At 58.1% G+C, this 25,117-nt stretch carries 20 protein-coding genes; 7 read left to right on the top strand and 13 right to left on the bottom strand.

The window, feature by feature from the left end; translation table 11 throughout:
* Positions 1 to 122 precede the first annotated feature (122 nt).
* Positions 123 to 1,193 carry a DUF1559 domain-containing protein gene (locus THTE_RS04525; protein ID WP_269467018.1) on the bottom strand — a complete coding sequence of 357 codons (1,071 nt, stop codon included), beginning with the start codon at positions 1,191 to 1,193 and terminating at the stop codon, positions 123 to 125.
* Positions 1,194 to 1,278: 85 nt separating this feature from the next.
* Here THTE_RS04525 and THTE_RS04520 point away from each other — a divergent pair, with 85 nt between their 5' ends.
* Complete coding sequence (locus tag THTE_RS04520) at positions 1,279 to 1,749, top strand: helix-turn-helix domain-containing protein (protein WP_157731745.1); 471 nt, start codon at positions 1,279 to 1,281, stop codon at positions 1,747 to 1,749.
* Entirely contained in the window at positions 1,746 to 2,414 is a 669-nt protein-coding gene (locus THTE_RS04515) for an IS630 family transposase (protein ID WP_157731743.1), read from the top strand. Before THTE_RS04520 ends, THTE_RS04515 begins: the two co-directional genes overlap by 4 nt.
* 631 nt (positions 2,415 to 3,045) lie before the next feature.
* On the opposite strand, the gene THTE_RS04510 is transcribed toward THTE_RS04515, so the two are convergent.
* Positions 3,046 to 4,278 (bottom strand): sialidase family protein, encoded by a 1,233-nt coding sequence (locus tag THTE_RS04510; protein WP_237260200.1) that lies wholly within the window; start codon positions 4,276 to 4,278, stop codon positions 3,046 to 3,048.
* 228 nt (positions 4,279 to 4,506) lie between these two features.
* The gene (locus THTE_RS04505; protein WP_095414312.1) at positions 4,507 to 5,037 is read right to left on the bottom strand and encodes a TPR end-of-group domain-containing protein; all 531 of its coding nucleotides are present in this window, start codon (positions 5,035 to 5,037) and stop codon (positions 4,507 to 4,509) included.
* 283 nt (positions 5,038 to 5,320) lie between these two features.
* On the opposite strand from THTE_RS04505, the gene yajC reads away from it, so the two are divergent.
* The 3 genes from yajC to THTE_RS04490 all read left to right on the top strand — a co-directional run bounded on the left by yajC (position 5,321) and on the right by THTE_RS04490 (position 10,417).
* Positions 5,321 to 5,893: a preprotein translocase subunit YajC gene (gene yajC, locus THTE_RS04500; RefSeq protein WP_095414311.1), complete on the top strand. Its 573-nt coding sequence runs from the start codon at positions 5,321 to 5,323 to the stop codon at positions 5,891 to 5,893.
* Between the two features lie 68 nt (positions 5,894 to 5,961).
* Positions 5,962 to 9,489: a protein translocase subunit SecD gene (secD, locus tag THTE_RS04495; protein ID WP_095414310.1), complete on the top strand. Its 3,528-nt coding sequence runs from the start codon at positions 5,962 to 5,964 to the stop codon at positions 9,487 to 9,489.
* Positions 9,490 to 9,745: 256 nt separating this feature from the next.
* On the top strand, positions 9,746 to 10,417 hold the full coding sequence (locus tag THTE_RS04490; RefSeq protein WP_095414309.1) for a tail protein X: 672 nt from the start codon (positions 9,746 to 9,748) through the stop codon (positions 10,415 to 10,417).
* 409 nt (positions 10,418 to 10,826) lie between these two features.
* On the opposite strand, the gene THTE_RS04485 is transcribed toward THTE_RS04490, so the two are convergent.
* The 6 genes from THTE_RS04485 to THTE_RS04460 form a co-directional block, all read right to left on the bottom strand.
* Positions 10,827 to 11,909: an alpha/beta hydrolase gene (locus THTE_RS04485; RefSeq protein WP_157731741.1), complete on the bottom strand. Its 1,083-nt coding sequence runs from the start codon at positions 11,907 to 11,909 to the stop codon at positions 10,827 to 10,829.
* A gap of 857 nt (positions 11,910 to 12,766) precedes the next feature.
* The gene (locus THTE_RS04480; RefSeq protein ID WP_095414308.1) at positions 12,767 to 13,423 is read right to left on the bottom strand and encodes a hypothetical protein; all 657 of its coding nucleotides are present in this window, start codon (positions 13,421 to 13,423) and stop codon (positions 12,767 to 12,769) included.
* Positions 13,424 to 13,492: 69 nt separating this feature from the next.
* A complete protein-coding gene (locus tag THTE_RS04475; RefSeq protein WP_095414307.1) occupies positions 13,493 to 13,984 on the bottom strand; it encodes a DUF2752 domain-containing protein in 492 nt (163 codons plus the stop codon).
* The gene (locus THTE_RS04470; protein ID WP_095414306.1) at positions 13,981 to 14,823 is read right to left on the bottom strand and encodes a YmdB family metallophosphoesterase; all 843 of its coding nucleotides are present in this window, start codon (positions 14,821 to 14,823) and stop codon (positions 13,981 to 13,983) included. The genes THTE_RS04475 and THTE_RS04470 overlap by 4 nt, the downstream gene beginning before the upstream one ends.
* 109 nt (positions 14,824 to 14,932) lie before the next feature.
* Positions 14,933 to 16,501, bottom strand: coding sequence for a ribonuclease Y (gene rny / locus THTE_RS04465; RefSeq protein WP_420823854.1), 1,569 nt, complete (start codon positions 16,499 to 16,501; stop codon positions 14,933 to 14,935).
* Positions 16,502 to 16,566: 65 nt separating this feature from the next.
* Positions 16,567 to 17,070: a hypothetical protein gene (locus tag THTE_RS04460; RefSeq protein WP_095414305.1), complete on the bottom strand. Its 504-nt coding sequence runs from the start codon at positions 17,068 to 17,070 to the stop codon at positions 16,567 to 16,569.
* A gap of 294 nt (positions 17,071 to 17,364) precedes the next feature.
* Here THTE_RS04460 and tilS point away from each other — a divergent pair, with 294 nt between their 5' ends.
* Together tilS and THTE_RS04450 are read left to right on the top strand one after the other, a co-directional pair.
* Positions 17,365 to 18,429, top strand: a complete 1,065-nt coding sequence (tilS, locus tag THTE_RS04455; RefSeq protein ID WP_157731739.1) for a tRNA lysidine(34) synthetase TilS — start codon at positions 17,365 to 17,367, stop codon at positions 18,427 to 18,429.
* 313 nt (positions 18,430 to 18,742) lie between these two features.
* Complete coding sequence (locus THTE_RS04450) at positions 18,743 to 18,973, top strand: FmdB family zinc ribbon protein (protein WP_095414303.1); 231 nt, start codon at positions 18,743 to 18,745, stop codon at positions 18,971 to 18,973.
* 55 nt (positions 18,974 to 19,028) lie between these two features.
* On the opposite strand, the gene THTE_RS04445 is transcribed toward THTE_RS04450, so the two are convergent.
* The 4 genes from THTE_RS04445 to THTE_RS04430 all read right to left on the bottom strand — a co-directional run bounded on the left by THTE_RS04445 (position 19,029) and on the right by THTE_RS04430 (position 24,875).
* The gene (locus THTE_RS04445; protein ID WP_095414302.1) at positions 19,029 to 20,183 is read right to left on the bottom strand and encodes a hypothetical protein; all 1,155 of its coding nucleotides are present in this window, start codon (positions 20,181 to 20,183) and stop codon (positions 19,029 to 19,031) included.
* Between the two features lie 25 nt (positions 20,184 to 20,208).
* Entirely contained in the window at positions 20,209 to 21,699 is a 1,491-nt protein-coding gene (gene guaB, locus THTE_RS04440) for an IMP dehydrogenase (protein ID WP_095414301.1), read from the bottom strand.
* Between the two features lie 100 nt (positions 21,700 to 21,799).
* Entirely contained in the window at positions 21,800 to 22,732 is a 933-nt protein-coding gene (locus THTE_RS04435; RefSeq protein WP_095414300.1) for a hypothetical protein, read from the bottom strand.
* 295 nt (positions 22,733 to 23,027) lie between these two features.
* On the bottom strand, positions 23,028 to 24,875 hold the full coding sequence (locus tag THTE_RS04430; RefSeq protein WP_095414299.1) for a CRTAC1 family protein: 1,848 nt from the start codon (positions 24,873 to 24,875) through the stop codon (positions 23,028 to 23,030).
* Between the last annotated feature and the right edge of the window lie 242 nt (positions 24,876 to 25,117).

Genomic DNA, 25,117 nt, shown 5'->3' with positions numbered 1-25,117 from the left:
CCTCACCAGTTTTTTAGACTTCCACGGGGAACCAAAAACTTCAGACCGACTCTGGGCCGCCCCCATCACCCAAAAAGCCCGGTTGTTCGCACTAAGTGGCTACGAGCGCCGGTCCAGCGACATCAGAACTCGGGGATTGGCTGGCCGTCTGAAGCGTGTCCCAACCGCTGGAAGGTCAGTGTGTCGATTGTGCTCGTGATAAAGCGGACAGAACCGTCTCCCAGTCCCACGTTCACCCCACCAGGATGAAGGCTTCGCGGGGGAATGATACCCCGGCCCCAGTCGTGCGCGCCACCCGGGCAGCAGTTGCCACCGCAACTGGGGTATTGCCAGTTGGGGGGAGCCGCCGTGTTGAACAGCACCTGAGCGTGCGGATACCACGCCCAGAGAGTCCCATTGTTGCTCCGTTCACCGGCTGGATTTTGGCACGCCACACCAATCGTTTGCAACTCCGCGGGAGTGGGGAAATCCTGGTTGGCAATATTGTTGTACACGCTATCGCCGCCCTGCGGATAGAAAATGTCAAACGGGTACGTGGCCTTCGAGCTATCCCCATCGCCGGAAAGGATTTCTGACACCATCGCGGTCTGCGAAAGGCCGTCCGTCACCGCCGCAAAAGGCTTTTCAATGCGTACCTGAAACATGCCATTGAACGAATTCACGTTGGCGCCCCATGCGGTGTAGGTTGTGCTCCCTGAACACCATGCATAATTGCAGCCCGGCCCATTCCAACCCGCCGTATTATTGGCATTGCGATAGGGTCGTGCAGAGGGGCACAGGAAGGCCGGAACCTTCACCTGCATCGGTCCATTGAAATACGTCCCGAAGGGAGTTCCCGACACATACACGAACTGGTCCGCCAGGGCCTTCTGCTCAATGAATGGCAGGAGGCACACATTGACCCCGAATCGCTCCCAGTTGTTCCATGGCCGCCCCGCATCGTTCCCGCCATACCCCGACCGCGGAAGTGTGTTATACACATCGTGGTAGTTGTGCATGGCCAGAGCAAGCTGCTTGAGGTTGTTGGTGCACTGGCTCCGTCGAGCGGCTTCCCGCGCCGCCTGTACAGCGGGGAGCAACAAAGCAATAAGGATCCCAATAATGGCAATGACCACAAGAAGTTCCACTAGTGTGAAACCCCTAATAAGGCTTCTAATACTACTGCGATTGAACCTGGCGTAGTGCTCCGTCACAGGAAAATTTTGGGATTGTCTTGGGTGGGTGGGATGGGATAGGATGGGTGGTCGTTTCCGTTCCCTTTTGCCAAGGAGGGTTGCCATGCGAAAGAAGTATATTGTCCGGCTGACCGAGGAAGAACGTCAGAAATGCCAGGAGGTCATTCGCAAGCTGAAGGGGACCAGCCAGAAGGTCCGTCGCGCTCAGATTCTGCTGAAGGCGGACGCGGACGGTCCGGCCTGGACGGACCAACAGATTGCCGAAGCGTTCGGGTGTCGGCGACAGACGGTGGAGAAGATTCGTCAGCGTTTTGTGGAACGGGGTTTTGAGGAGACGCTGGAAGGGAAGAGCCGGTCGGGGCCACCAGCGAACAAGATTCTGGATGGGGAGGTGGAAGCGAAAATCATTGCCACCCGTTTGGGGCCGCCGCCTGCGGGTTACGGTCAGTGGACGCTTCGCCTCCTGGCCCGTCGGTTGGTGGAGCTGAAAGTGGTGGAATCGATCAGCCACGAGACAGTACGCCGGGCGCTAAAAAAAACGAGATCACGGCGCGGAAGATTCAGTACTGGGTGATACCGCCGGAGGCGGATGCGGAGTTTGCCGCTCAGATGGAAGAGGTGCTGGAGGTGTATTGTCGGCCATATGATCCGTTGCATCCGGTCGTTTGCATGGATGAGCAGCCGGTGCAGTTGGTGAAGGAAGTGCGGCGTCCGATTCCGGCGACGAGAGGGCATCCCCGGCGAGTGGATTACGAGTATGAACGAGCGGGGACGGCGGCGATCTTCCTGTTTTGCGAGCCCTTGGTCGGTTGGCGTCAGGCAACGGCGCGGGAACGTCGGACGAAGAGTGACTGGGCCACGGAGGTGGCGGCGCTTTTGGACGGGCGTTACGCGGACTGTGAGCGGATCACGCTGATCTGCGACAACCTGAACACGCACACGAAAGGGGCGTTTTACGAGGTGTTCCCAGCGGAGCGGGCTCGTCAGTACGTTCGTCGCATTGAGTTTGTTTACACGCCGAAACACGGCAGTTGGCTGAACGTGGCGGAGTGCGAGTTGAGCTGTTTGACCCGGCAGTGTCTAGCGGGGCGTCGTGTGGGAGAGTTACGTCTTCTTCAGGAGGAAATTGCGGCGTGGTCGGGAGACCTAAACGCTCGGCAGCGGGGTGTCGACTGGCAAATGACCGCGGAAGATGCCCGCTGCAAACTGAAGTCTGTTTATCCCAAAATTATCCTGTGACGGAGCAGTAGACGTGCATAGCAAACTCCCTCTCACAAAGAGATCTTGCGAGAACCTCAACGATAACGAATGGCGACTGTTTGAAACGGATCGTATTCTGCGGGCAGTCTTTAAGCTGGCGGGTAACAGATTGATTGGCCCGTGGCCCTTCTCTATCTCTTAGTATAGTTCAGTTCACCTAAAACGCACAGTTCAGACGGAGTTTTTTCCTGAATGGCTTGCGATACATGAAAAACTAAAGCAAAAACATTTGAACCTTGCCAGCGAGTTCTTTATCAAAAAATCCAACATGTGTATTAACAGAAAGCTTTGTCTAAAAAGGGTAGTTGTAAGGTCTGCTTATTTGTGCCATTTTTCACAGCAACAATTCCTCGCGTACCAAGTTTTATTCGTTCGGCTGCGCCGCGCACAGTTCTTTTGACGAATTCTTGAAAATACTGTCCCCATATCGGAAATAGACCTTCATAAGTGCATCCGCGGTCAAAAAGCGGTTCTCGCAAGCATGGGCTTCCGCCGATACGGACCTGACAGGCACCATCTTCCGGGAGGATCCCCCTCAAGATGGCAAAACACGCTCCTCGTCCCCACCATGTAGTCGCTTTTCCGCCAACAGAGAGACGATCTGAACAAATCAGAGGAGCCGCCAGCGGGCCTGCCGCAACACAGCGTAGGGAGACTCGCGGAGCAGTTCGTACCAGATCGTCAGCAGGCCGCCGTCAGCCAGTTCTACAGTGGAAGGATAACCCAAATCGCCGCCCGCTCCCTCTCCATAGATCACGAGCGGCTCGGACCACGTTCGGCCACCGTCGCTGCTCAATCGGGCCTGACACCCAAAAGGTTCACGGCGATGGCCGTAGCTCATCAGCAGCCGTCCGTCCCGCAGTCGAATAAGATGAGAGGGCAATCCCCACACCCCGATGGAATGTGGAGTTGACCAGGTTTTTCCCCCATCATCGGACTCGCACTGCAACGTCTCTCCCGCATTCTGGGGATTGTGATTCCGGAGCTGTAGCACCAATCGGCCCTCGGTCGTCTCCACAGCATGCAGTTCGTGGTATTGATTCGGATCATCGCCCTGTCGGACCGGCAGCGTGGCCAGCCACTCCCAGGTTCGACCGTCATCCTGCGAAACACACACGCCGACTCTCTTTGTTCGCCAGAGGTCCTTGCCGGCATAGAGCAGCCGTCCATCCTGAAGCTGAATCGGACCATGAGGACTGTTCACCAGGCAATCGTACGGGGCTGACCAGGTGACACCCCCATCCTCCGAGCGCATCATCCACACGCCCAGCTGCTTTTGACGCTCATCTTCGGAGAGGCGCTCGTGGGCCGCCCGCCAGCGGTCCAGTTTTTCGGCAGGCCAATCACTTCCTTTCCCTTCCGCCCCCAGGGCTCGTGTCAACAGGGGAACGTACGCCAGCGAGGTGAACGTGGTCACAAGGAGAGTCCCCCGCACTGTCTCAAGGACGCCAGAATCACGATCGTCGATCGCACTATCCCACAAAACCCGCGGGTAAGTCCACCAGTGGCCGTCGTTGTTGGAGGTCATCATTTCCACCCGGCCAAATGGACACACGTGGGCCTCGCGCCCGCCCGAATACACCAGGACAAGCTGGCCGTTCTTTCGTCGCGTCACTGTAGGCCAACCGTGATAACGGTGGGGAAGCCGGCTGATCGTTTTCACTTCCTGAACCTCGAAACGGGGCGTCTCACTTCCAAAAAGGCGTGCTGCTCGAACGACGGCGGGCACGGCCATCGTCCCCGCCAAGGCGAGAAGCAATTGTCGCCGATTTACCCGGGCCCCCTTCGAATTATCACGAAGGGCAGATCGACCACCCCGCTGCGGACAAATCGTCGAAGACATGCCAGGCTCCTGTCAAATCAAACTTCTGAACTGCAAAGAACCGCTAAATTGCACCTTTGGGGGATATGGAACCACTCGAATCGACAATCTCCCCATTCGGTCGATCTATCTGGTCCCGACCGCATTTCGAAAAAGGCTCGCTCTACCGTCAGAGTCCAGTATCAGCCCGGGAGGAACGAGCGCCCGCGGGATGGGCCGGTTCCCATTCTCCATCAACCGCCCGCGAGTTTACGCGGTTTCCCCGGCGGCTTCAAGCAGGCGGTTGAATTCGGGATCGGAACGAATGGGATCAAAATCGGTTTCGGCGGGAACCAGCTTCCGGTAGTCTGGCTCCAACGTGAGTGCCTTTTTGAGAAGAGACAGGGCCTTATCCTTGTTCCCGGCGAGACTGTAGTAACACGCGAGGTTGTAACAGACGAGCGGATTGTCGGGTTCCAGCTCAGCGGCTTTCTCCAAATCGGCACACGCCAGATCAATGCGCCCCACCCGCTTGTGACACCAGCCCTTGGCAAGATAAACACGCACATCATCCGGGTCGAGCTCTTCCAAGCGTTGGAAGACACCGAGCGCCTCCTCGTATCGCTCCAGCTCGCGGAGGGCCTCCGCGCGGAGTAGCAGCGCCACTGGATTGTCGCAATATGGATCCGGGAGCCGCTCCAGCGTCTCCAAGGCTTGCTGGGCGAGCCCCAGCTCAAGGTAACCCTCGGCCTCCCTCAACAGGTGCTTCGATCGGATAAGGTCGAACTTTCCCGCGGTCATTTTCAATCACCGCCCGATGTTGCCTCACCCAACCTTGCCGCGCCGCCGTGGCTGTCAACGCAGGCTTTTTATCCCGCTTCCTTTTCTATTTTACCCAAAATAGAGCTTTGCGGCACAATCAATCACAATCACGCTGCCCTCCACAAGGAGAAGACAGCACTCCAGGCGAGACCTGTCCGATTCAGGCACGCGATATCGCAAGCCCATCTCACCGGCTTCCCGCCGTTTTGCCCCTTGTAGCCACCCGCACGGCGCTTTAAGATGCTTAATTCAGACATCCTGCATGGGCTTGGCAGGAATACCGGGCGAGTTGCTGGTGATCAATGCCCGTGGCAAAGCGGAAGCCCATCTGGTTTCAGCCGTTTCTTTCCAGGCGGCTTGCTCGCGTAAGGATTCGCGGTTGTGGAGACAACTCATCGCGGATCCGGCGGGCCGTCGCGAAATGCGATTGTTGTTTTCTGGACTACGGAAGATTAAAAAGGTCCATTCCATGTTGATCTCGTTCATGCCTCTCTTGGCCGAAGCCGGTGCCGGGAACGCTGGTGGTTCCTCGGGCGGTCTCATCATGATGTTGACGCTCTGGATCCCGCTGATCATCGTGTTTTACTTCCTGCTCATCCGTCCGGAGCGGAAGGAGCGTGCCCGACGCCAGGCCATGCTCAACGCCTTGAAGAAAAACGACCGAGTCCTTACGATTGGCGGAATCTACGGGGTGGTGACAAACGTCCACCGAGAAGCCAACGAGGTAACCATTCGTGTCGACGACGCGAACAACACGCGAATTCGCTGCACGCTGAGCGCTATCGCTCAGGTTCTGGGTGAAGAAACACCCTCTGAAAAGCAAAAAGAAGGTTGAGCCAGGTCCTGAAAGATCAATCTCAAGTCGAGTCACTTCAGGGATTCTCAGGTGCGAGATCTTTAACGATGGAACGCCGTTCTACTCGTTGCCGTTTTGGTTGGATAGTCGGAATTGCCTCGGCTCTGGTCTTTGCCGCAGTGGTGGGCGGTGGGAGTTTTACCGCCATAACGCCCCTGGCGATGGCCGTGGAAGCAGTCGCTGATTCGGCCAGCCAGCCGTCGCCCGTGGCACAAGCAGCTCCGCCGAAGACCGAAGCTCCGGCTCAATCAGAAAAGGCCACGTCACAGGCCCCTGCTCCGGTCGCCAAACCGGACCAGGAACAGCCAAACGCCCCGCCCGCTACGGCGGGTGCAGGCACCCAACCCCAGGCGACCGGTCAGGCCGAAACGGCTCCCCCCGCTCCAGCGAGCCCTCAACAGGCGACAAAGGCCCCCGCTGAAGGGAAAGAATCTCAACCTGGGCAGCCTCCTTCCCAACAACCCAAAGCGGCCAGCCCCACATTCCTCTCCCGCGTTCTCAACATCGTCACTTATCTGGTGTTTCTCTTCATCATCTTTGGCGTGCCGGTCATTGTTGCCTACTTCCTTTGCGAATGGTGGCGGGCGCGAGAATATTTTGGCCGAATTTCCTTTATTCTGTTCACCATCGTGCTTGCGGTTGTCATTCTCTTGACGCGCTGGCCGCCGAAGCTGGGAATCGACCTCAGCGGCGGTGTCATCATGGTGTACGAAATCGAAGGTGCGGTACGGCAACCGGGAGCACGGGCACAAGGGGCTACCGATCAGATTGATATGGATCAGCTCATCGCAGCCCTCAACCGCCGGGTTAACCCCAGCGGTGTAAAGGAAGTGACGATTCGCCGGTTTGGTCCGCAACAGATCGAAATTATTGTCCCCGAGGTGGACGAGGAAGAAGTCGCCCAGCTGGAACGCGTCATCAGCAGCGTCGGTACGCTGGAGTTCCGCATCCTGGCCAATATGCGGGACCACCGGCGGCTCATCGAGCGGGCTCTGACCCTTCCCCCCGACGAACACGAACTCTACGACGACCGTGGGAATCTCTTGGCATGGTGGGTTCCGGTCGCCAAGGGCCAGGAAGAGGCCATCGGTAACTTCGGCGAAATCGCCGTCCGGAAAGGCCGGTATCGAAACGAGGATTGGCTGGAGATTCTCGTCGTCAAGGATCGCTACAACGTCACCGGCGCCGACCTATTCCGGGTGCGGGAAGGGGTGGACGAACAGATGCAACCCTGTGTGGAATTCATTCTCAAGGCAGGGAGTGCGCAGCAGCGGTTCGGCGCTTTGACGAGCGACAATCGCCCGGATCCCACCACCGGTTTCACTCGCCGGCTGGGCATCATCCTTGATGGTTACCTCTATTCGGCCCCGCAGATCAGAAGCCCCATTTTCGACCGTGGTCAGATCACGGGAATACCCTCGCGGGAAGAGGTGCAGGCCCTCATTCAGGTGCTGCAGGCGGGAAGCCTGCCCGCCGTCCTCAGCCCCACTCCCGTCAGCCGACTTGTCACCGGCCCCCAACTTGGCCGAGATATAATCCGCCAGAGCGTTATCGCCATGATTCTGGCGGCCATCATCGTGTTTGCTTTCATGATCGCCTATTATCGGTTCGCCGGTGTGGTGGCCTGCCTGGCTGTGATCCTCAACCTTCTCATGCTGGTGGCTTTGATGATTTTACTTAAGGCGGCGTTCACCCTGCCCGGCCTGGCAGGTTTGACGTTGACAGTCGGTATGGCCGTGGACGCCAACGTCCTCATCTACGAGCGTATCCGCGAGGAACTCTCCCGCAAAGCGACGTTGCGGATGGCCATTCGTAACGGCTTCGAAAAGGCGATGAGCGCGATCATCGACTCCAACCTGACCACGATACTTACGGCCGTCGTCCTTTACTTCGTGGGAACCGACCAGGTACGGGGTTTCGCGGTGACGCTGTTTCTGGGGCTCGTTTTGAACCTCTACACGGCCGTGTTTATCGCCCGCGTGATCTTTGAAATCGGCGAGCGTCGCCGGTGGATCAAGAAGCTTTCCATGATGCAGGTCATTGGCGCTACCAACTTTGACTTCATGGGCGTTAAAAACTACTGCATCGCTGGCAGCGCCGCCCTCATTCTGCTGGGGCTTGTGGCCCTGGGCATGCGTGGCCAGGGCGTGCTGGATATCGATTTCACGGGCGGGGTGGCGGTGGAGGTTCTGTTCAACAAACCCAAGGATATCGCTGAAGTGCGGAATCGACTGAGCGAACTCCGGGACCTAGCGGTGAGTGACGTCCGCATCGAAGGCGAAGAGCCAGGACGGCGCTATATGATCAACACGTCGAGCCCGCCCGGCATGGAAGCGGAAGAATATCTCAAGCAGGTCAAACAGAAAATCACGCAAGTATTCGGCGACGAGCTCGTCCATTACAGGGTGGACATCGAGCCGATCACACAAACCAGCTTCTGGCGAGATACTCCGGGCACACATCTGGCTGCTGGTCCATTGTCCGGCTGGCCATCGGCGATTGCGGGGCTCCTCTGGGGTGAAAATGCACCCTCGCAAGCTCCCCCCCAAACTGGCAATGCACCGGCTTCTTCTGCCCAGGAGACTGCCGCTCCACCGTCCGCACCAGCCACTTCGTCGGCACCGAGCCAGCCCAGTGAATCGACCGGTGCCCCTGGAACAACGGCTGACCACGGAGAAAAGTCGTCAACGCCTGCGAAAACAGGCGCCCAGCGTTTCCCCACCAGGGTTCTTTTGAAATTCGAGCACAAGCTCAATTACGAAACGCTTGAAGGACTGGTCAAGAATGTTCTTGCAAAGTTACCAGAGCCTGATCGCGATGCGGACTTCGAGCTGTACAACGAACATTACCGCCGGGGCGACACCACCGGCTACAACCAGTGGGAACTGCGGCTGACACTTCCGCCAGAAAAAGGAATGCAGGTAGCCCAACAGGTCAAAGCCGAACTGGAAAAGACGGTTTACTTCCCGTCTTCCAACACGATCGGAGGAAAGGTCGCCGGAAGCACCAGAATCCGCGCTCTTTATGCCCTAGTACTTTCGGTGGCCGGTATGATTATCTACCTTTGGGTACGGTTCACCCGGGTGAGCTTCGGCGTGGCGGCCGCTATCGCCCTCGTTCACGACGTCCTCATCACAGTGGGCATGATTGCGCTCAGTGCTTACGTGGCCAACCTGCTGAGTTTCCTCCTCATCGACGAATTCAAGATCGGTCTCGCCGTGCTTGCGGCCTTGCTCACGATCATCGGGTATTCTGTCAATGACACGATCATCATCTTTGACCGGATTCGCGAGGTGAAAGGAAAGACACCCTTCTTGACCCCGCAAATCATCAACACAAGCGTCAACCAAACGCTGAGCCGAACGCTCATCACTTCGCTCACCACGCTTTTCGTCATCGTCGTCCTGTACATTGGGGGCGGGGCAGGAATTCACGCCTTCAGCTTTACGCTCTTGGTAGGCGTGATTACCGGGACCTACAGCTCAATATTCATCGCCTCGCCGATACTTTTGTGGCTGTCGCCGCGTCCCACCGGCCCTGCCTCGCAGGTCCGATCTCTTCAGTACGTTTCATAGGATTGTGATAATCGATCAGGTTTAAGAAACCCATGCCCAGGGGGATAACGGATGTCCGCTCCTGGGCATTTTTTTCTGATTGCACCCATTGTACCGACAGAACGTCTTCTCACTTCCCAGCTCACAGAACACTCGCCCACCGGCCGATCTTTGCTAACAGGATTGCCTCGCGCAAGAGAGGCGCTTTTTTGAATCGCACCAGGGAGGTTCACGCCCCAGACAGGGAGGTCCAGAGTAGCCATGGCGTTCACGCAACATGGGAGTGGACCGCGGACTCGTTGTTTTTATCCTCCTTGCAGCGCTCTCGGTGGGTGCTGTGTGGGGATTGCTTTCCCGCCCACCACGGGCCCACTCTTTTTCCGCAACGTTTAACAGCTCCGCACCCCCCTCCCTGACATCGACGCCGTTCCCCTCCCCCCCGAATTCGCCGCTCAGCACAACCAGCCAAACGCTCCCCTCTTCCGATGCCGATACGTCCATTCCACCGGAGATCATAGCGGCTCCGGAAACCCACCTTCTGTTGTCACTCAGCAATCAAAAGCCCCCGGCGATTCCCGAGCGGTATCCTGCCGGTCAATTCGTGGCTCACAACGAGAGAAACGGAACCGGCCGCGAGTCTCTCGCCGAGAATACTCTCCATGATGGAAGTGGAAAACAGGTTCCCTCTGCCAACGATTCACGGTTGCTGGGGAGTTCACGAGAATCTCTGCAAACGTCTGAAAGTCGCAAGACGGTCGGGCGAGAGACCCTCCGCTACCGCATTCAGGACGGCGATACCCTCCCGGACCTTGCCCGGCGATTCTACGGCGACCCAGGCCGATGGCGGGTCATCTTCGAAGCAAACCGGTCAATAATCCCAGACCCGGACCTGCTCCCCATCGGCACGGAAATCGTTCTACCGGCCCTCCAACCTCAGAGCACAGATTAGTCAGATTCAGCGACGGGCCCCGGGTGGAACCGGGCCGCTGTGTACAGGGGTAGGGGCAATTCACGAATTGCCCTCACCTTCAGATCGGAGCGGCACGCTTGTCGTGCCCGGTGAAAAGAAATGGATGATCCAACATCGAGCGACGGACCTGACAAACAGGTCCCTCCGACAATGTAGGGGCAATTCACGAATTGCCCCTACCGTCAAATCGCAGCGGCACGCTTGTCGTGCCCACCGCAAGGCAAGTTTGCTCTGCCGTTGGGAAACGGACGTGACAATAGGCCCCTCCGGGCTGGATCTCGCTCCGTCGCAACCCCCTGTGGACGCCCGTTCTCTATCGGCAGAGGAAAAGTGGAAACGAGTCAGCACTATGGCAGAACGATCATGGCCGATGGACTCAACGGCTTGATCACTGGTCTTTTCGCTTAGACCGGTCCTGCCACGGGAATGGCTGCTTAGCTACCCGGTGCTCGACGAAGTAGGCAATCGATTGAAAGAGCGGCTGTTCAAAGCGGAGTAAGAGATCCTTCCCCTGCGCCGTGCTTGGAAGCTTTGCAAAGTAGAGATCCTGCAGTTCCGGGTTCTCCTCTTTTGGGGTCGGATGAAATCGCGAAAAAATGTTGTACATCCGCTGGGCGTCAGCCAAATCTTTGCTCGAGTCCTTTCCCACAATCAGGAAGATCGAGAGGGCCTTGGTTACACCTGGATGTGACATGGCGGCCTGGACATTCAGACCGGGCACCGACCACTTCGGAGAAACGAGAATCAGCGCCTTCACATCCTGGCCCTGTTTGAGTCCGGGGTACACCGGCCAGCTCCAATCCAGGCGAGCCCAATCCAAGGCCACAGTCGCGCCCACGTCCAGTCCTAAAAGACAAAGCTTTTCAATATTGAGTTCCCCCGCATTATTCTTCTGGAGCAAAAACCGCTTGCACGTCTCGAGGTCCATATCCACCATCCGGGCAACTTCCGTGGGCGGCATCTTGTCCACGGTGATTGTGGTCGGCGTGGGCAGAAGCCGCTGCGTGCTAGCACCGTGACCACGCAAATCGGGCACAAACACCGCATAACCCTGCTGCTGGAGGAACGGCGCCAGCCGATCGAAATCTCTCCGGCTCCCTTTCCAGCCGTGGATGAGCATCACAACCGCGGCATCCTTTCCTTTATTGCTGGGGTAATATGTCGCCTGAAGCTGCACCCCATCCTTGGTCAAGAGGTCCGTCCCGCTCACCTCCACCGGAGCGGGAAGTCGCTGCGATGTGGTGGGAGGAGCTGGCGGCTTGGGAGCAGGCGCCGCAGCCGGTGGAACCGGCCGTTGCGGCGCCGGTTGTGAGGGCGGAGCAGGCGGTTGCACCTGGCGAGGAGCCTGGTTCGCTGCAGGTGCCTGAGGGCGAACCTGCGCAATTGCACATGTATTCAGTCCGCATGTGCCCATCAACCAAACCAGCACCGACGCCCAAACCACTGCCGCGACAACTCTTTTTCGGCGCATCAGACGATCTCCCCGTGCTCGCACGCCAGGCTTTACGCCGGGCTATTCCACGTACCCTGCCCTATCTTGGACGAATCGTGCATTTCCCTTGTTCCAGAGCCCTTAGATCCTTCCCCAATCGTACCCAGTTTGAGGGGAAACCGTCAACGCGCCGACTGTTTGAAGCATCGCCAGTTTCGAAAAAATCGATGCGATAAAACGGGCGCCGCGTCTCGTAAGGGCAATTCATGATTTGCCCCTACCTTCGGATCGGAGGGGCACGCTTGTCGTGCCCCCGGAGGCGGAATGGACGATCGAAGCCTGAACGGCGGACCCGACAGGCGCATCCCTCCAGCAAAAAAGAAATCGGAGGGGCACGCTTGTCGTGCCCGGGGAAAAGGAATGGATGATCCGACATCGAGCGACGGACCTGACAAGCGGGTCCCTCCGAGAAATCGTTCGCAGGCGCACGCTTGTCGTGCTCCCGGCAAAACATCTGAAATCGCCAAGGTGGGTGAAGGCTGAAGCCTTCACCGAAAAGCGGCGATGAATCGCCGCACTCCATGGAGTGCGGGGCTTTAGCCCCGCTTTCATCGCGGGACTTCAGTCCCCGGTAAACACCGATCCATCATCGAACCTCACATCGCCGACCCAACAGGCGCATCCCTCCAAAATCTTTTCGGAGGGGCACGCTTGTCGTGCCCGGGGAAAAGGAATGGATGATCCGACATCGAGCGACGGACCTAACAAGCAGGTCCCTCCGAGGCGATTTTCGCTCCCGCGGAAGGCTTCGGCGAGGTTCGGGCTACTGGCTGGCGGGCGAGCCAAAGCGGGTATGACTCAGACCTGCCCTCTCTGGGCAAAGCGACCCAAGAGATCTAACGAATCGCCTTGGCGTCCAGTGCCCAGAACTCGCGGGGATCGTAAGAGTGGAACAGCCGCGCGACAGCAGTTGCCAGCACAGAGACAAACTCTTTGCGAAAATCCGATTCCGGCAGTTCAGAGGTTGGTATGACGCTGTTGGGGGGATAATTGATCTGGTCAAGTGTCTTCTCAAAGACCTGCTGATTGGTGGCACAATCGTGGACAGTCACCCGGAGGGTTGCCGTCCCCTGGTAGACCGTCTGTCCTTTGTACAGGCTGAAGGCCTCGATATCGACTCCGATCACCATATCCGCCCCGACCCCGCGTCCCACCTCGACATAGCTCTCCCAGTCGTGTTCGTCCATCCACTGCTCGACCTTCTGTGGATCGATCCACTGGGCCTTCGGGACTCGCTGCACCAGAATGGCGTGGATCCGCCGGGCCAGCGCCTTATCCACATGGGCGTCCCGATAACTGAGGCTGATCACCGGTCGGGCCACGATGGCCACTTTCTTGTCCTTCAGTCCTGCGAACTCCGGCTTCACATCGGATTGACCTGTGACCCAAAGTGCGGTTGCCAGGGCACTGCAACCACCACTCGCCAGTATCACCACAAGACAAACCGTCATCCATGCGGCTTGCCGATTACCAATCCAACCCAACCTGTTCATGGCCATCCTTTGCACAACGAGGAAAGATCAAACCTGCCGCCGGCGGTTGCGCTTGGTACCCTCACCACGTTACCACAACCGGAACACCATCCGGATCACCCATTCCCCCACAATCACCCCCAGTACAGTGAGGAGGGTTTGATTGAAAGCTGCCATTGAGATTTTCGGTCCGCTGATGCCGGTCAAGCCGGAAACCACAGCCGCCAGCCCCACGACAGCCGCCGCCACCGCCAACATCGTGCCGCTGACACTGGCCCGCAGCGCCTGTCGCCACTGACCCCGCACGCAGTGCGACCACGCCGTGGTCATCCCGCAAGTCGGACACCGCAATCCGAACCACCGCACCATCGCGCACGGGGGTAATCCCAGTTGCTCATGCGTTCCAAAGCCGCTGGGGGAGGGCTGTAGGGGCCAGGCCGTCCCCAAAACTCCCAGCACCACAAAGCCAAACGTTAAACGAGCTATCCGCTCCAGGGGTCTCAGCCGCCGGTCATCACGACGGTTACGACACTTTGCTGTTGACGGATTGCATCCGTTACCGGTTTTCAGTAACTCGGTCATGACAACTGTTGGCTGGGGCGAAGCATAACGCGAGAAGCGATTTGAGACAAGGTCGGTTCCCTTAGATCGTCCTCACGCAAACAAACGCGCCAAATTGCCTGCGCCTTACCGGTGGTCGGGTCCACTTCCACGATAGCGCCATTGAGGCGGACGTCATCCGTGGCCACGTCGAACGGCGTCGGCTCAAACGTTCGGGTGGTGTGGAGCACCCGGTCAATCCGCCGTCCAATGATACTCTCGTGAGGCCCCGTCATGCCCACATCGCACTGAAAGGCCGTCCCGCCGGGAAGGATCTGTTCATCGGCCGTGGGAACATGGGTGTGGGTTCCCAGCACGGCGGAGACCCGCCCATCCAGATACCGGGCCAGCGTCTGCTTGTCGCTGGTGGCCTCAGCGTGAAAATCCACCAAAATCACCTTGACCGAACTGGACAAGCGACTGAGGACCCGGTCGGCAGCCGCCAGGTAACAGTCCACCGGGCGCATGAACACCCGCCCCAGAAGACTGATGACCGCCACAGGCTCCCCGTTAACCGCTGATAGAATGGTGTATTCCCGACCAGGTGCTTCTGCTGGGTAATTCGCAGGCCGGACGATCCGGGAATCCGACCGCAGAACAGGTTCCAGTTGACGCCGTGCGTAAATATGGTCGCCCATCGTGATGCAATGGGCTCCGGCTTCCACCAGTTCGTAAAAAAGTTCGGGGGTCAATCCGGATCCGCCGGCGGCATTTTCGGCGTTAACGACGATGAAATCGAGCCGAAAAATTCGCAGCAGGAGCGGCAGGGCCCGGCATGTGATTCGCCGGCCCGGTTTTCCCACCACGTCACCGATCAGCATCAATCGCACGGAAGCGCCTTTCGTTGCAGACGATCACGAGGCTCTGGCAAACCCTTGCTCCACTCTCCCGATCTGACCCACAAATCTCCCGCCTTTGGCGGCCCTATTCTCAACGCGCGATTTCTGTACAGCGAGTTTCCCGAAGTACCGTGACTTTGATCTCCCCGGGGTAATTGAGTCTTTCCTCGAAGGCCCGGGCAATGTCCCGGCAGATTTTCGCCGCAATTTCGTCCGTGGTTTCCTTCGCATTCACCATGACACGGAGCTCTCGCCCAGCCTGAATGGCGTAGGCCTGCTCCACGCCCGGGAAGCTCGATGCGATGCTCTCCAGCTCTTCCATGCGTTTGATGTAGCGTTCCAGCGTTTCTCGACGGGCTCCCGGTCGGGAAGCGCTGCAGGCATCCGCCGCCGCCACAATGACGGTGTAAGGATTTTCCACCCGCAAATCCTCATGGTGGGCCGCTGCAGCATGGATGACTTCCGGCGGTTCGCCATAGCGGCGGAGAAGATCCGCACCGATTTTCGGATGTCCACCTTCCGCCTCATGGTCCGCGGCCTTGCCAATGTCGTGCAGCAAACCGCACCGCCGGGCCAGGGCTCCGTCAAGACCGAGCTCGTCCGCAATCATCCCGGCGAGGAAAGCAACCTCGATGGAGTGGCGAAGCACATTCTGGCTGTAACTCGTGCGGAAGTGGAGCCTTCCTAACATGTAAATAAGACGCTCATGGAGCCCACGAATATCGACTTCCTGACACGCCGCCTGCCCCATCTGGCGAATGAACTCGTCCATCTCTTGCTGGGTCTCTGCCACCACTTCCTCGATTCGGGAGGGATGAATCCGTCCATCCGCAATCAGTTTATTGAGGGCAATTCGTGCAATTTCCCGCCGAACAGCGTCGAATGCGCTGACAATCACCACACCGGGGGTGTCATCGATGATGACATCCACGCCTGTGAGCTTTTCGAATGTACGAATGTTGCGGCCCTCCCGACCGATAATCCGCCCCTTCATCTCATCGTTGGGAATATCGACCGTGCTGGTTGTCGTCTCCGCAGTGTGGGCCGCCGCGTAGCGCTGGATGGCCGTCAGAAGAATATCTCGGCTTTTCTGTTGACACATCTCGTGCAACTTTTGCTCGTATTTGAGAACGAGCGCACCCACTTCTTGCTGGAGTTGCGATTCGAGAAGCTCAAGGAGTCGCTTGGTGGCCTCTTCCCGGCTCAGGCCGCTCACCTCATGGAGGACCTGCCTTTGCAGATCAAGCAACTTCTGAAGCTCCTCTTTGCGCCGGTTGACCTCCTCCAACCGCTCTGTGAGGCGGCGCTGCGTGGTCTCCACGATTTGTTCCTGACGGCGAAGCTGGGCGGCCTGCTCCTCGACGGCATCTTCCCGCTTCTCGAGGGCCCGCTCTCGTTGATGGAGTTCTTCGCGGATTTTCTGAAATTCCGCTTCCCGCGCCGCCCGCTCCTGAAGATCCCGCTCCTTGAGTTCCAGCTCCGTCCGCCGCTTGAGATCCTCCGCCTCTCGCTGGGCCTGCTCGACAATCCGCTTGGCCTCAGACTCAGCGTCTTTGCGCCGCAGATAATCGATTAATTTGGTGACAGTGAACGTCAACCCCGCTACAAGGACACAAACGACTGCCAGAAAGATAAGCTGGTTTGGTTCGAACACGGCCAACGCCCTCACTTTCTTTCGGGGCGAGGGCCTTGATCACCTGAGACTCCGAGCGAGGTGGCGAAACCTTACTTGAGGGCAGGAAGAGCAAAACTCAAGAGAAATTTCCCCAGTCCTGCACAAGGCATGCAGCCGGGTCCCTCTTTCCTGCACCGAAGGAACCACACAGAGAAAAGGCGAGAAGACTGCCCGGCCGGTCCTGTCTGAATTCGCAGACGAGCCACTCCACTCCCGGCTGACCCCAGCGGAGGAACAGCCCATCTGTGACTCAACTCGCCTTCGTCATAAAGTACGCCCGTTCGCCATACAGCCGAATCGATGGCGCTGGGAGCAGATTGTGCCTGGCGCTGCGAATCCGAGACCCGCTGTTCTTCCTTCACGGGAAGCAAGCCGGGAACTTCGCAGTGCGGTAGAATCCGAGTTGGGCAAGCACCGAGTTGCGCGGCCCGTCCGCCAGGCAACACTCCCGCACCGCCCACCTGGACTTCCCAGGCGATCCACGCAATGACGACGACTACCAGCAGGAGAATACCGACCATAACCTGTGCGTCAAAAAGCCCCGGTCGCTGCACGACCGGAACTCCGGTCAAAGGTTACTCAACTGATTCCTCCAGGGGAAATCCCAGAGGATGGCGTCTTCTCGGCCTTTGCTCACCCTCAGGAAATCTAAGGCCTTCGCATCCCGTCTAGGTTTACGACGATCTGCTTTTACCATCCACTCCTGGAGCAATTCACCCACCCCTCTTCGGGGCTGTGACCGCTCTTTTAACTCATTGATATCATATACGAGGTTCGGCCACTCCGCAACTCCAGTTCCAACCTGCTGTCAATTTTCTGTAAACGCAATCATCACCGCAGAATTTCCCATGTCCCTTCATCCGCTTGAGAAAAAATTTCTGGAAGCCTTTCCCGCCGAGCGCCGTGCGAGCTGGCCCATTGTGATCGCGGTCTCCGGCGGCTCGGATAGTGTTGCGCTTTTCCATCTTGTCCGTCGAACACACCCCTCGACAGCCGGTCCCCTCGTCCTGGTCCATGTCAATCATCAGTTACGAGGTGCAGAATCAGAGGAAGATGCCCGTTTTTGCGAGGAACTCGCGCGTGAGACAGGGGTGGCGTTTCGCCTTTTTGTATGTCCCGTCAAAGCAGAAGACACCCCCGGCCTGGGCTTGGAAGCGGCTGCCCGTCGCTCGCGTTATCACGCCCTGCGAGAAGCGGCAGAACATGTTGGCGCCCGGTACGTCCTAACCGGCCACACTGCCAACGATCAGGCGGAGACAATTCTGTACCGCGTCTTCCGGGGCACCGGATTGCGCGGCCTGTGCGGTATTCCGCGTTCCCGGCCGTTTGGTCCCGCCGCGCTTGTCCGCCCTCTTCTCGGCATCCATCGTGAAGAGTTGCTTCAATATCTGCGCGACCACAACTGGAATTACCGCTCCGACAGGACCAACGAATCCACAGATTTTGCCCGTAACTGCATTCGCCACGTGATCCTTCCCGAAGCCGTCCGCGGCGTTCACCCGGCCGCCGTAAAGGGCGTTCTCCGCGTGGGGCTCAATGCGCAGGAGGCCTGGGCCTTTCTGGAAACCGCCGTCAATGATGCTATCTCCGCCTGTTTGGTATCACAATCCCCCACGGAAGTTGTTATCCGAAGGGATACTCTCACCTGCCGGCATCCGTTTTTGGTGCAACAGATGGTCCTCGAACTCTGGCGACAGCAACGATGGCCACTCCGCAAATTGACTCGCCAGCACCTCGTTCAACTGGCAGATCTGGTTCGTCAAGGGAGTCCGACCAGTTGCCAGCACTTCCCCGGGGGAGTGGAAATCCACGTTTCAGGAAATCACCTCATTTTGACCCGGCCTGCGGGTCATCAGACCCCGGCGAATCAATTAGATGACGGCGAAGACGATGTATTTGGAGACGTCGATTGATAGATCGGATCAGGATTAGCCGTGTCACCTATCGTAGTCATGGCGCATCGTAACAAGAATGCTACCCTGTAAGGGAACCGGGCACTCCGGCCGTCCCCCGAGGGGACTGCCGCCCCAACACCGCCCTGCACGTTTTCCTAAGGCGGTTTACCGCCTTGCGGTTGGACCCAAATAGGGCCATCAGCCGTTATAATGGCGTTGAATCCGCTGGAAGGAGCGTGTCTTTTGACTACTGGCGAAGGCTGAACGACAGCAATTCCAAAATGGATGGCAATTTCACAGAGTCTGATGTCTTTGGGAGGGTTTAGAAGCGATGCCCATCTACGAGTACACCTGCGAGAAATGCGGCGCTCACTTCGAACTTCTCATTCGGAACAACGAACAGCCACGGTGTCCCCAGTGTGGCACCACGGATGTGCTGAAGCAATTGAGTAAACCTGCCATCTCAATCAGCATGGGCGGCTCTTCCGCTGAAAGCACTCCGCCGTGTGGCGCGCCGCCCGGCTGCTGCGGCGGAAATTGCAACCTCTTTGATCAGAATTAGTTAGAATTAGCCCGCTTCCACGTAGCTGAGCCCGATCTCCGCCCGACACAGGCTGCTACGGTATCGCGAAAGCAAGGGCTGTCCAGTAGCCACCTTCAGCCAGTGCCGCTCTCACACTGAGCGGGAAAGGATCGAGAATCCACGGCGCACAACTCCCAGGCCGGTAGTACCCGAGTGGATAGATGCACTCATTCGGGGGATTCAGCCCCATTTTATACGGCAGCATGGGAACCGTCAGGAAGAAGTGCGCCGCTGACGCGAAGGGCTGGACGATCGGTCCCAGGTTATGGCCGTAGCGTTCCACGGCCACCTGCTCAAAGTACAGGGGTTTGTGGCACAGGGCAGAGGCCGTCCAGGTGAAGACGATCGGCTGCCAGTTTCTCTCCACAAACTCACCGCCCTGAAGTGGACATTCGACGGGGAACTTTCCCGGTTGAGGGGCAATATTGTTGGTGATCTCCGTGATTTTCCGAAGCCGATCGGGCGGCGGACATTCGTCTTTGCCCACGCCCGGCACCTGCGCAAGCTGTTCTTCCATCGGACGCTGATCGGTCGGTCCCTGAGGCAGGGTCTCCAAGAGCTGACCCGGCGGCGCGGCAGGGGCGGGCGTTCGTCCCGTTTCGCCACTACTCTGGGACGGATTCTGGGAGCGCGATTCCGGCTGATTACCTCCTGCCGGCAACGGCGGGGGAATCAATTCCGCCGGAGTTTGCAGCGGTCGAGGCGGTTGAACCTGTGCGACCTGCCCGGCGACGTTGGCGGGAGTTTTGGCCGATTGAGAGCCTTGCCGATCACCAAACGGGTCTGCCAGCGGATCATCCGTCGGTTCAGCATCCCCGATCACCGGAACTTCCAGAGCAACCGCCAGAGCCCGATCGGTTTGTGTGCCGGAATCCGTCGCGTCCTTCGCGAGGTGACTTCGCCCCTCTTCTGGAGAAAAAGCCTTGTTCACTTCGCGGTCATCGGTAGGGCCCGACGAGGGCATGCCCCGATCGGGGGGAAGCCACCGTAACTCCACCACTTTCGAGACTGCCGTTGACGTTGCATTCTGCCCCGGTTCGTTCTCACCACGGGTGGGGTTGCTCACATAAACCGGCCGAGAGTTCCGCCATTCACCAGCAAAACAACCCGATGGCGAAACGCCCGCAACGGCAATTCCCAGAAATGCAGGTACGACGAGCAGCAGACGTAACGCAGAACGGGCAGTCATCGGAGGCCTCCATGCCCGGCAAACCTCAGGATTCTTCACTCTCGTAGTCCACGGAGTAATTGGGTGACTCCTGCGTGATGGTGATGTCATGAGGATGGCTCTCCCTCACCCCTGCCACCGTCACCTGAATGAAACGGGCTTTTTCCCGCAGCTCCTCGATGTTTCGGGCCCCGCAGTACCCCATTCCGGCCTTCAGTCCACCCACAAGCTGATAGACAAAGGGCCCTAGTGGCCCACGATATGGCACTCTCCCCTCCACCCCTTCTGGTACCAGCTTTTCCGGCTGATGCTGCTCTCCTTGGCGGTAGCGCTCGCTGGAACCTTGAATCATCGCCCCGAGGGACCCCATTCCCCGGTATGCCTTGTACACGCGTCCGCGATACAGGATGCGTTGCCCGGGGCTTTCATCCAATCCGGCCAGCAAACCACCGAGCATCACCGCGTGCGCACCCGCCGCGATGGCCTTTGTAATGTCGCCCGAATACCGAATTCCTCCGTCGGCGATGATGGGGGTTCCGGTTTCCTTGGCCGCTTCCACGGCCGCCATGATCGCCGAAATCTGGGGCACCCCCACGCCGGTGACCACGCGGGTGGTGCAAATTGATCCCGGTCCAATCCCCACTTTAACTGCGTCGGCCCCCGCCTCGATCAGAGCTTTCGCCCCTTCGTAGGTTGCCACGTTTCCCGCGATGATATCCACGTCGCGGTTCCGCCACTGGCGTTTCAATTCTCGCACCGTTTCGATGACGTTGGCGGAATGTCCGTGCGCGCTGTCCACGCAGATGACATCTACTCCTTTTTCGATCAACTTTTCCGCCCGCTCGTAATCGTGGACGCCGATGGCTGCCCCCACCCGAAGGCGTCCCAACTCGTCCTTGCAGGCATTGGGGAACCGCCGCTGGTTATCGATATCCTTGATCGTTATAAGCCCCGTCAGTCTAAATTCTTCGTCAACCAGCAAAAGTTTCTCGACCTTTTTTTCCATGAGAATCTTCTCAGCCTCGCTGAGCGTTATAGTCCCCGTGGCCGTTACAAGATTCTCTTTCGTCATCACCTCAGCCACGGAGACATCGAGATTCCCCAGAAACCGCAGGTCTCGTCGCGTCACGATGCCCACGAGTTTTCGGTCAGGCAAAACAATCGGAATTCCCGAAACGTTGAGCTGGTCCATCAATTCCCGGGCTTGCCGGGCAGAAGCCGTTGGGGGAAGCGTGGCGGGATTATCGATAATTCCGTTCGCCGTCCGCTTAACTTTTTCCACTTCCGCTGTTTGCCGGGCAATGGACATATTCTTGTGAATGACGCCCAAACCGCCTTCCTGGGCGAGGGCAATTGCCATCGCGCTTTCCGTTACGGTGTCCATCGGCGAGCTGAGAATCGGAATTCTCAACCGGATGCGGGCTGTCAGCCGGGTGCTCACATCCACTTCAGCAGGCACAACATCACTGTACGCTGGCAACAACAGGACGTCGTCAAAAGTGATGGCGTGACCGATTACTTTGGGATGGTTCTGCATCGCGAGGCTCTCCGGAAAAGCACAAAACGACATTCAGGGTGAGAATTGTATTAGTATCCGGGATGAGAAGCAGGATGGCAAGGATCAGCCAAAAGGCGATTCATCGGTCAGAGGAGTCTTCTGTGGTGGACCACTGCAGCCCCTGAAGCTCGGGGAGAAGTCCCGGCCTGATCCATTCCGGAGGGAGTTCAGAGACTCGACGGGGAAGGAAATGCCAGCGCAGTCCGCCGGGATGCCGCAGGGTCGGCTGCAAACCATAGTCAATAAGCTCCACGGTCGTGCGGCGTACCAATCGGCCTTCACGATCTACCTCCCGCGAAGTCTGACACACGATTGCTCCCGGCACTTCCGGCGAAACCAGCGACAATGTCGTCACCGTGCCGCGGTCATACCGTTGCACCGTCTTCATCTGAGAAGTGCTCAACAATTGACGTCCTACCCGACAGGGAACATCCAGCACTGTAATCTCTGTGGTGGCTTGTTCAAGAATTCTGCCGGTGGCGGTATCCGTAGCCGTTGCTTCCTTTTTCACCACATAGGGTGGGACGACTGTGGAATACCAGATTTTGCTGACCGTCCGCACCGTGGAAACCAGGTTATTGACTTCCATGACCCGGCACTCAATCGTGCGTCCATCAATGGCGAGTTCCGCACTTCCCAGATCTCTGACCTGCAATGCGCCGCCGAGGGGTTCGCCATGAAATCCCTGGCGGACCACGTGGGGTTCCGTCCGAAAACGTTTGCCCGCCATCTCCACGAGCACTTCCACCCGAATGGCCAGCGAGGTGTCAGTCACTTCTGTCAGGGTGAAGCGGGTCTCGGTCACGCTGACCGTTCGTCCGCCATCCTCCATGCTCTCGGTGGTGGCGCGGAGCACTTTCCACGCCCCTACTTCGAACTTCCCCCAGGGATGAATCTGGCGGGGCACATTCGGGACAGGTGGCGCGGCTGAGGGCTGCTCCGCCACGGCCGCCGTTACCACGCCCCACACTATGGCCAGTACGAGAATCAGCGGCAGCCACCCACTCACCATCGGCAATCCGGGTTTAACGGCATACAACTCGCGAGAACGGGGGTTGATATTAAGGCAACGGAGACCACAAGCGGGAAGGTAACAATGGGCGACCATTAGGGAGGGAATTTGGCAAGCCATGGAAGTGGGAGGCGGGAACAACACTGTGCAGAACAGGATCAGGCCAGACTAATCTGGCCCACCCTTCTCGTCCGTGCCGGAATTCCAAGCTGCCCCACCTGTCATTTATACGATTTCAGAACCCGGCAAACAAGCCCTTTGGGGGGACCGGTCTCACCAATCTGTGAGATGTGCTTCACTGGGAATCTGAAGGTTCCTCAACGGTCAGAGGTTCATTTTCGCGCCAGTGGGACAGTGTCTGTACGACGCCGCTTGGCCAAAGGATCAAAATCTTCTCCACCTTCCCCAATCCATTCAAGCCGACCGTAACTACCGGCTCCACCTGCGAGAGATACCCCCGTGTTCGAGTGACATCTCGGCGGAGAACGGCTTTCTCCGTATGCACTTCCACCCACGCCCCGATGCCCTCACGATTACTCTTTGTGCCAACAAGCTGAAGTCGCAAAAAACGCTTGGAAGCCAGGGAGTTTTCAAAAATCCTGGCGGGACGGTCAATTTGGGTAACCACCAGGTCGAGATCTCCGTCGTTATCGAAATCGGCGTACGCCGCGCCGCGTCCCACCAGGGGTTCCAAAAAATCTTTGCCCACCTGACTGGCCGTGACCGGAATAAACTCTTCTGCCGCCTCTGGCCCTGCATTCCAGAAGAGCCGCATCGGCTGGGCAAAATGTTGCGTGCTTTGTACGCGGGAAATCTCAGGCTCCACGTGCCCATTCACCGAAAGGATGTCGAGACGCCCGTCCAGGTCGTAATCCCAGAAGAACGTAGCAAAAGTCAGATCGGGTCGGGTCAACGGACCGATTCCACTCGCAACGGCCTCGTCAGTGAAAAGTGCCACCTGAGGATCCAGCACATAGAGGGCCGACATCTCATTGGCAAAGTTGCCGATGACCACTCCCAAACAGGGATCATTGCGGTAAAAGGCAGCGTCGATCCCCATCGCCCCTCTCGCACGACCATCGCTATCGAAGGCAATCCCTTTTTCCAGCCCCATCTCGGCGAAAGTCCCATCCCGTTGATTCAGAAAAAGGAGGTTCTGCACCGTATCGTTGGCCACCACGAGGTCAGGATAGCCGTCGTCATTAACATCCACGACCCGCACTCCGAGCGTCTTCGCCAATGGGCCGCCCGTTGCGGGATTCCTGACGTGCATCCCGGCCTTTGCGGAAACATCCTCGAAGGTTCCGTCTCCCCGGTTATGGTAGAGATAGGGAAAAGTCGCGCCGAAAGAGAGCGGTGGACCATAGGCCCGGCCTAGTCCTACCAGTTGGAATCCCTGCTGGAGATCCAGTTCCCGCGACCACTTGACGTAGTTACCCACAAACAGGTCCAGATAGCCGTCGCGATCGTAGTCGAAAAAAGTGGCGGCTGTGCTCCAGGCATCGTCCGTACCCGCCAGACCGGCTTCCTCGGTCGCATCGACGAAGTGTCCCTTTTTGTTCCGGTAGAACCTGTTTGAACCCACCGCACTGATGAAAAGGTCGGGCCAACCATCATTGTCCACATCACCAACCGCCACTCCCATTCCGTAGATGTGCACACCGCCTAACCCTGCTTCCTCGGTCGCCTCGCGAAAACGCCAATTTCCCAGATTCTTATATAAGCGGAGGCTGCCCCGATAGGCCGATGGCACCGGTTTCCAGGGCCAAGGCATCCCACTCACGAATAAAATGTCGCAAAGTCCGTCGTTATCGTAATCAAAGGCCGCACATCCACCACCCATCGTTTCCGGTAGAAGTTTTTCCCCGTATGCCCCGCTTACGTGAACGTAATCCACACCGGTCTTTTGCGTCACATCATGAAAGATGACAACCGGTGGTTCTCGGGGCGGCGCGGGACGAAATTGAGGAATACTCACCAGCGGTTTCGTCTCCGGGGGCTTGCTGAAGGGGTTCCAGAGAGAAAGCACGACGGCCAGCACCAGGCCGCCAGCGGCCATCGCACTGCTCACCCAGGGTACACTTCGCCATAGTTTCCGATTTACCTGATCATTGACCATAAGCCACAGATATTTAACAAACATCTATCGCTCTGCAGGAGATTGCTCACCCGCTAGCTGCTTATGTGGTTTCTTCAGCGCTCGTCGCTTTTGATCCATAAATCCTGACGCACCACACTCCATCGTCGGGATGGAAACCAACCCACTTATCCCGCCACGCGATCCTCCTGACGCATCCCCACTTTTCTCCGCCGATGGGGACGTGGACGTTCACGCGGGCTCGCGCGGGAGTGGAATTCAACCCGGCGGCACCTGACGGTAGGGAC

The organism is Thermogutta terrifontis, assembly GCF_002277955.1.
GTDB classification, from domain to species: Bacteria; Planctomycetota; Planctomycetia; order Pirellulales; family Thermoguttaceae; genus Thermogutta; species Thermogutta terrifontis.
Note: the sequence above shows the minus strand (reverse complement) of the source record. Positions and strands in the feature narration are given on the sequence as shown.

Bases quoted from the DNA above. Each gene is read 5' to 3' on its own strand.
- tilS (WP_157731739.1), top strand. From the start codon at position 17,365: ATGTCCCTTCATCCGCTTGAGAAAAAATTTCTGGAAGCCTTTCCCGCC.
- yajC (WP_095414311.1), top strand. From the start codon at position 5,321: ATGGGCTTGGCAGGAATACCGGGCGAGTTGCTGGTGATCAATGCCCGT.
- THTE_RS04490 (WP_095414309.1), top strand. From the start codon at position 9,746: ATGGGAGTGGACCGCGGACTCGTTGTTTTTATCCTCCTTGCAGCGCTC.
- THTE_RS04505 (WP_095414312.1), bottom strand. From the start codon at position 5,037: ATGACCGCGGGAAAGTTCGACCTTATCCGATCGAAGCACCTGTTGAGG.
- guaB (WP_095414301.1), bottom strand. From the start codon at position 21,699: ATGCAGAACCATCCCAAAGTAATCGGTCACGCCATCACTTTTGACGAC.
- THTE_RS04450 (WP_095414303.1), top strand. From the start codon at position 18,743: ATGCCCATCTACGAGTACACCTGCGAGAAATGCGGCGCTCACTTCGAA.
- THTE_RS04520 (WP_157731745.1), top strand. From the start codon at position 1,279: ATGCGAAAGAAGTATATTGTCCGGCTGACCGAGGAAGAACGTCAGAAA.
- THTE_RS04510 (WP_237260200.1), bottom strand. From the start codon at position 4,278: ATGTCTTCGACGATTTGTCCGCAGCGGGGTGGTCGATCTGCCCTTCGT.
- THTE_RS04485 (WP_157731741.1), bottom strand. From the start codon at position 11,909: ATGCGCCGAAAAAGAGTTGTCGCGGCAGTGGTTTGGGCGTCGGTGCTG.
- THTE_RS04480 (WP_095414308.1), bottom strand. From the start codon at position 13,423: ATGAACAGGTTGGGTTGGATTGGTAATCGGCAAGCCGCATGGATGACG.
- THTE_RS04475 (WP_095414307.1), bottom strand. From the start codon at position 13,984: ATGACCGAGTTACTGAAAACCGGTAACGGATGCAATCCGTCAACAGCA.
- THTE_RS04430 (WP_095414299.1), bottom strand. From the start codon at position 24,875: ATGTTTGTTAAATATCTGTGGCTTATGGTCAATGATCAGGTAAATCGG.
- THTE_RS04445 (WP_095414302.1), bottom strand. From the start codon at position 20,183: ATGACTGCCCGTTCTGCGTTACGTCTGCTGCTCGTCGTACCTGCATTT.
- THTE_RS04435 (WP_095414300.1), bottom strand. From the start codon at position 22,732: ATGGTGAGTGGGTGGCTGCCGCTGATTCTCGTACTGGCCATAGTGTGG.
- secD (WP_095414310.1), top strand. From the start codon at position 5,962: ATGGAACGCCGTTCTACTCGTTGCCGTTTTGGTTGGATAGTCGGAATT.
- THTE_RS04470 (WP_095414306.1), bottom strand. From the start codon at position 14,823: ATGCTGATCGGTGACGTGGTGGGAAAACCGGGCCGGCGAATCACATGC.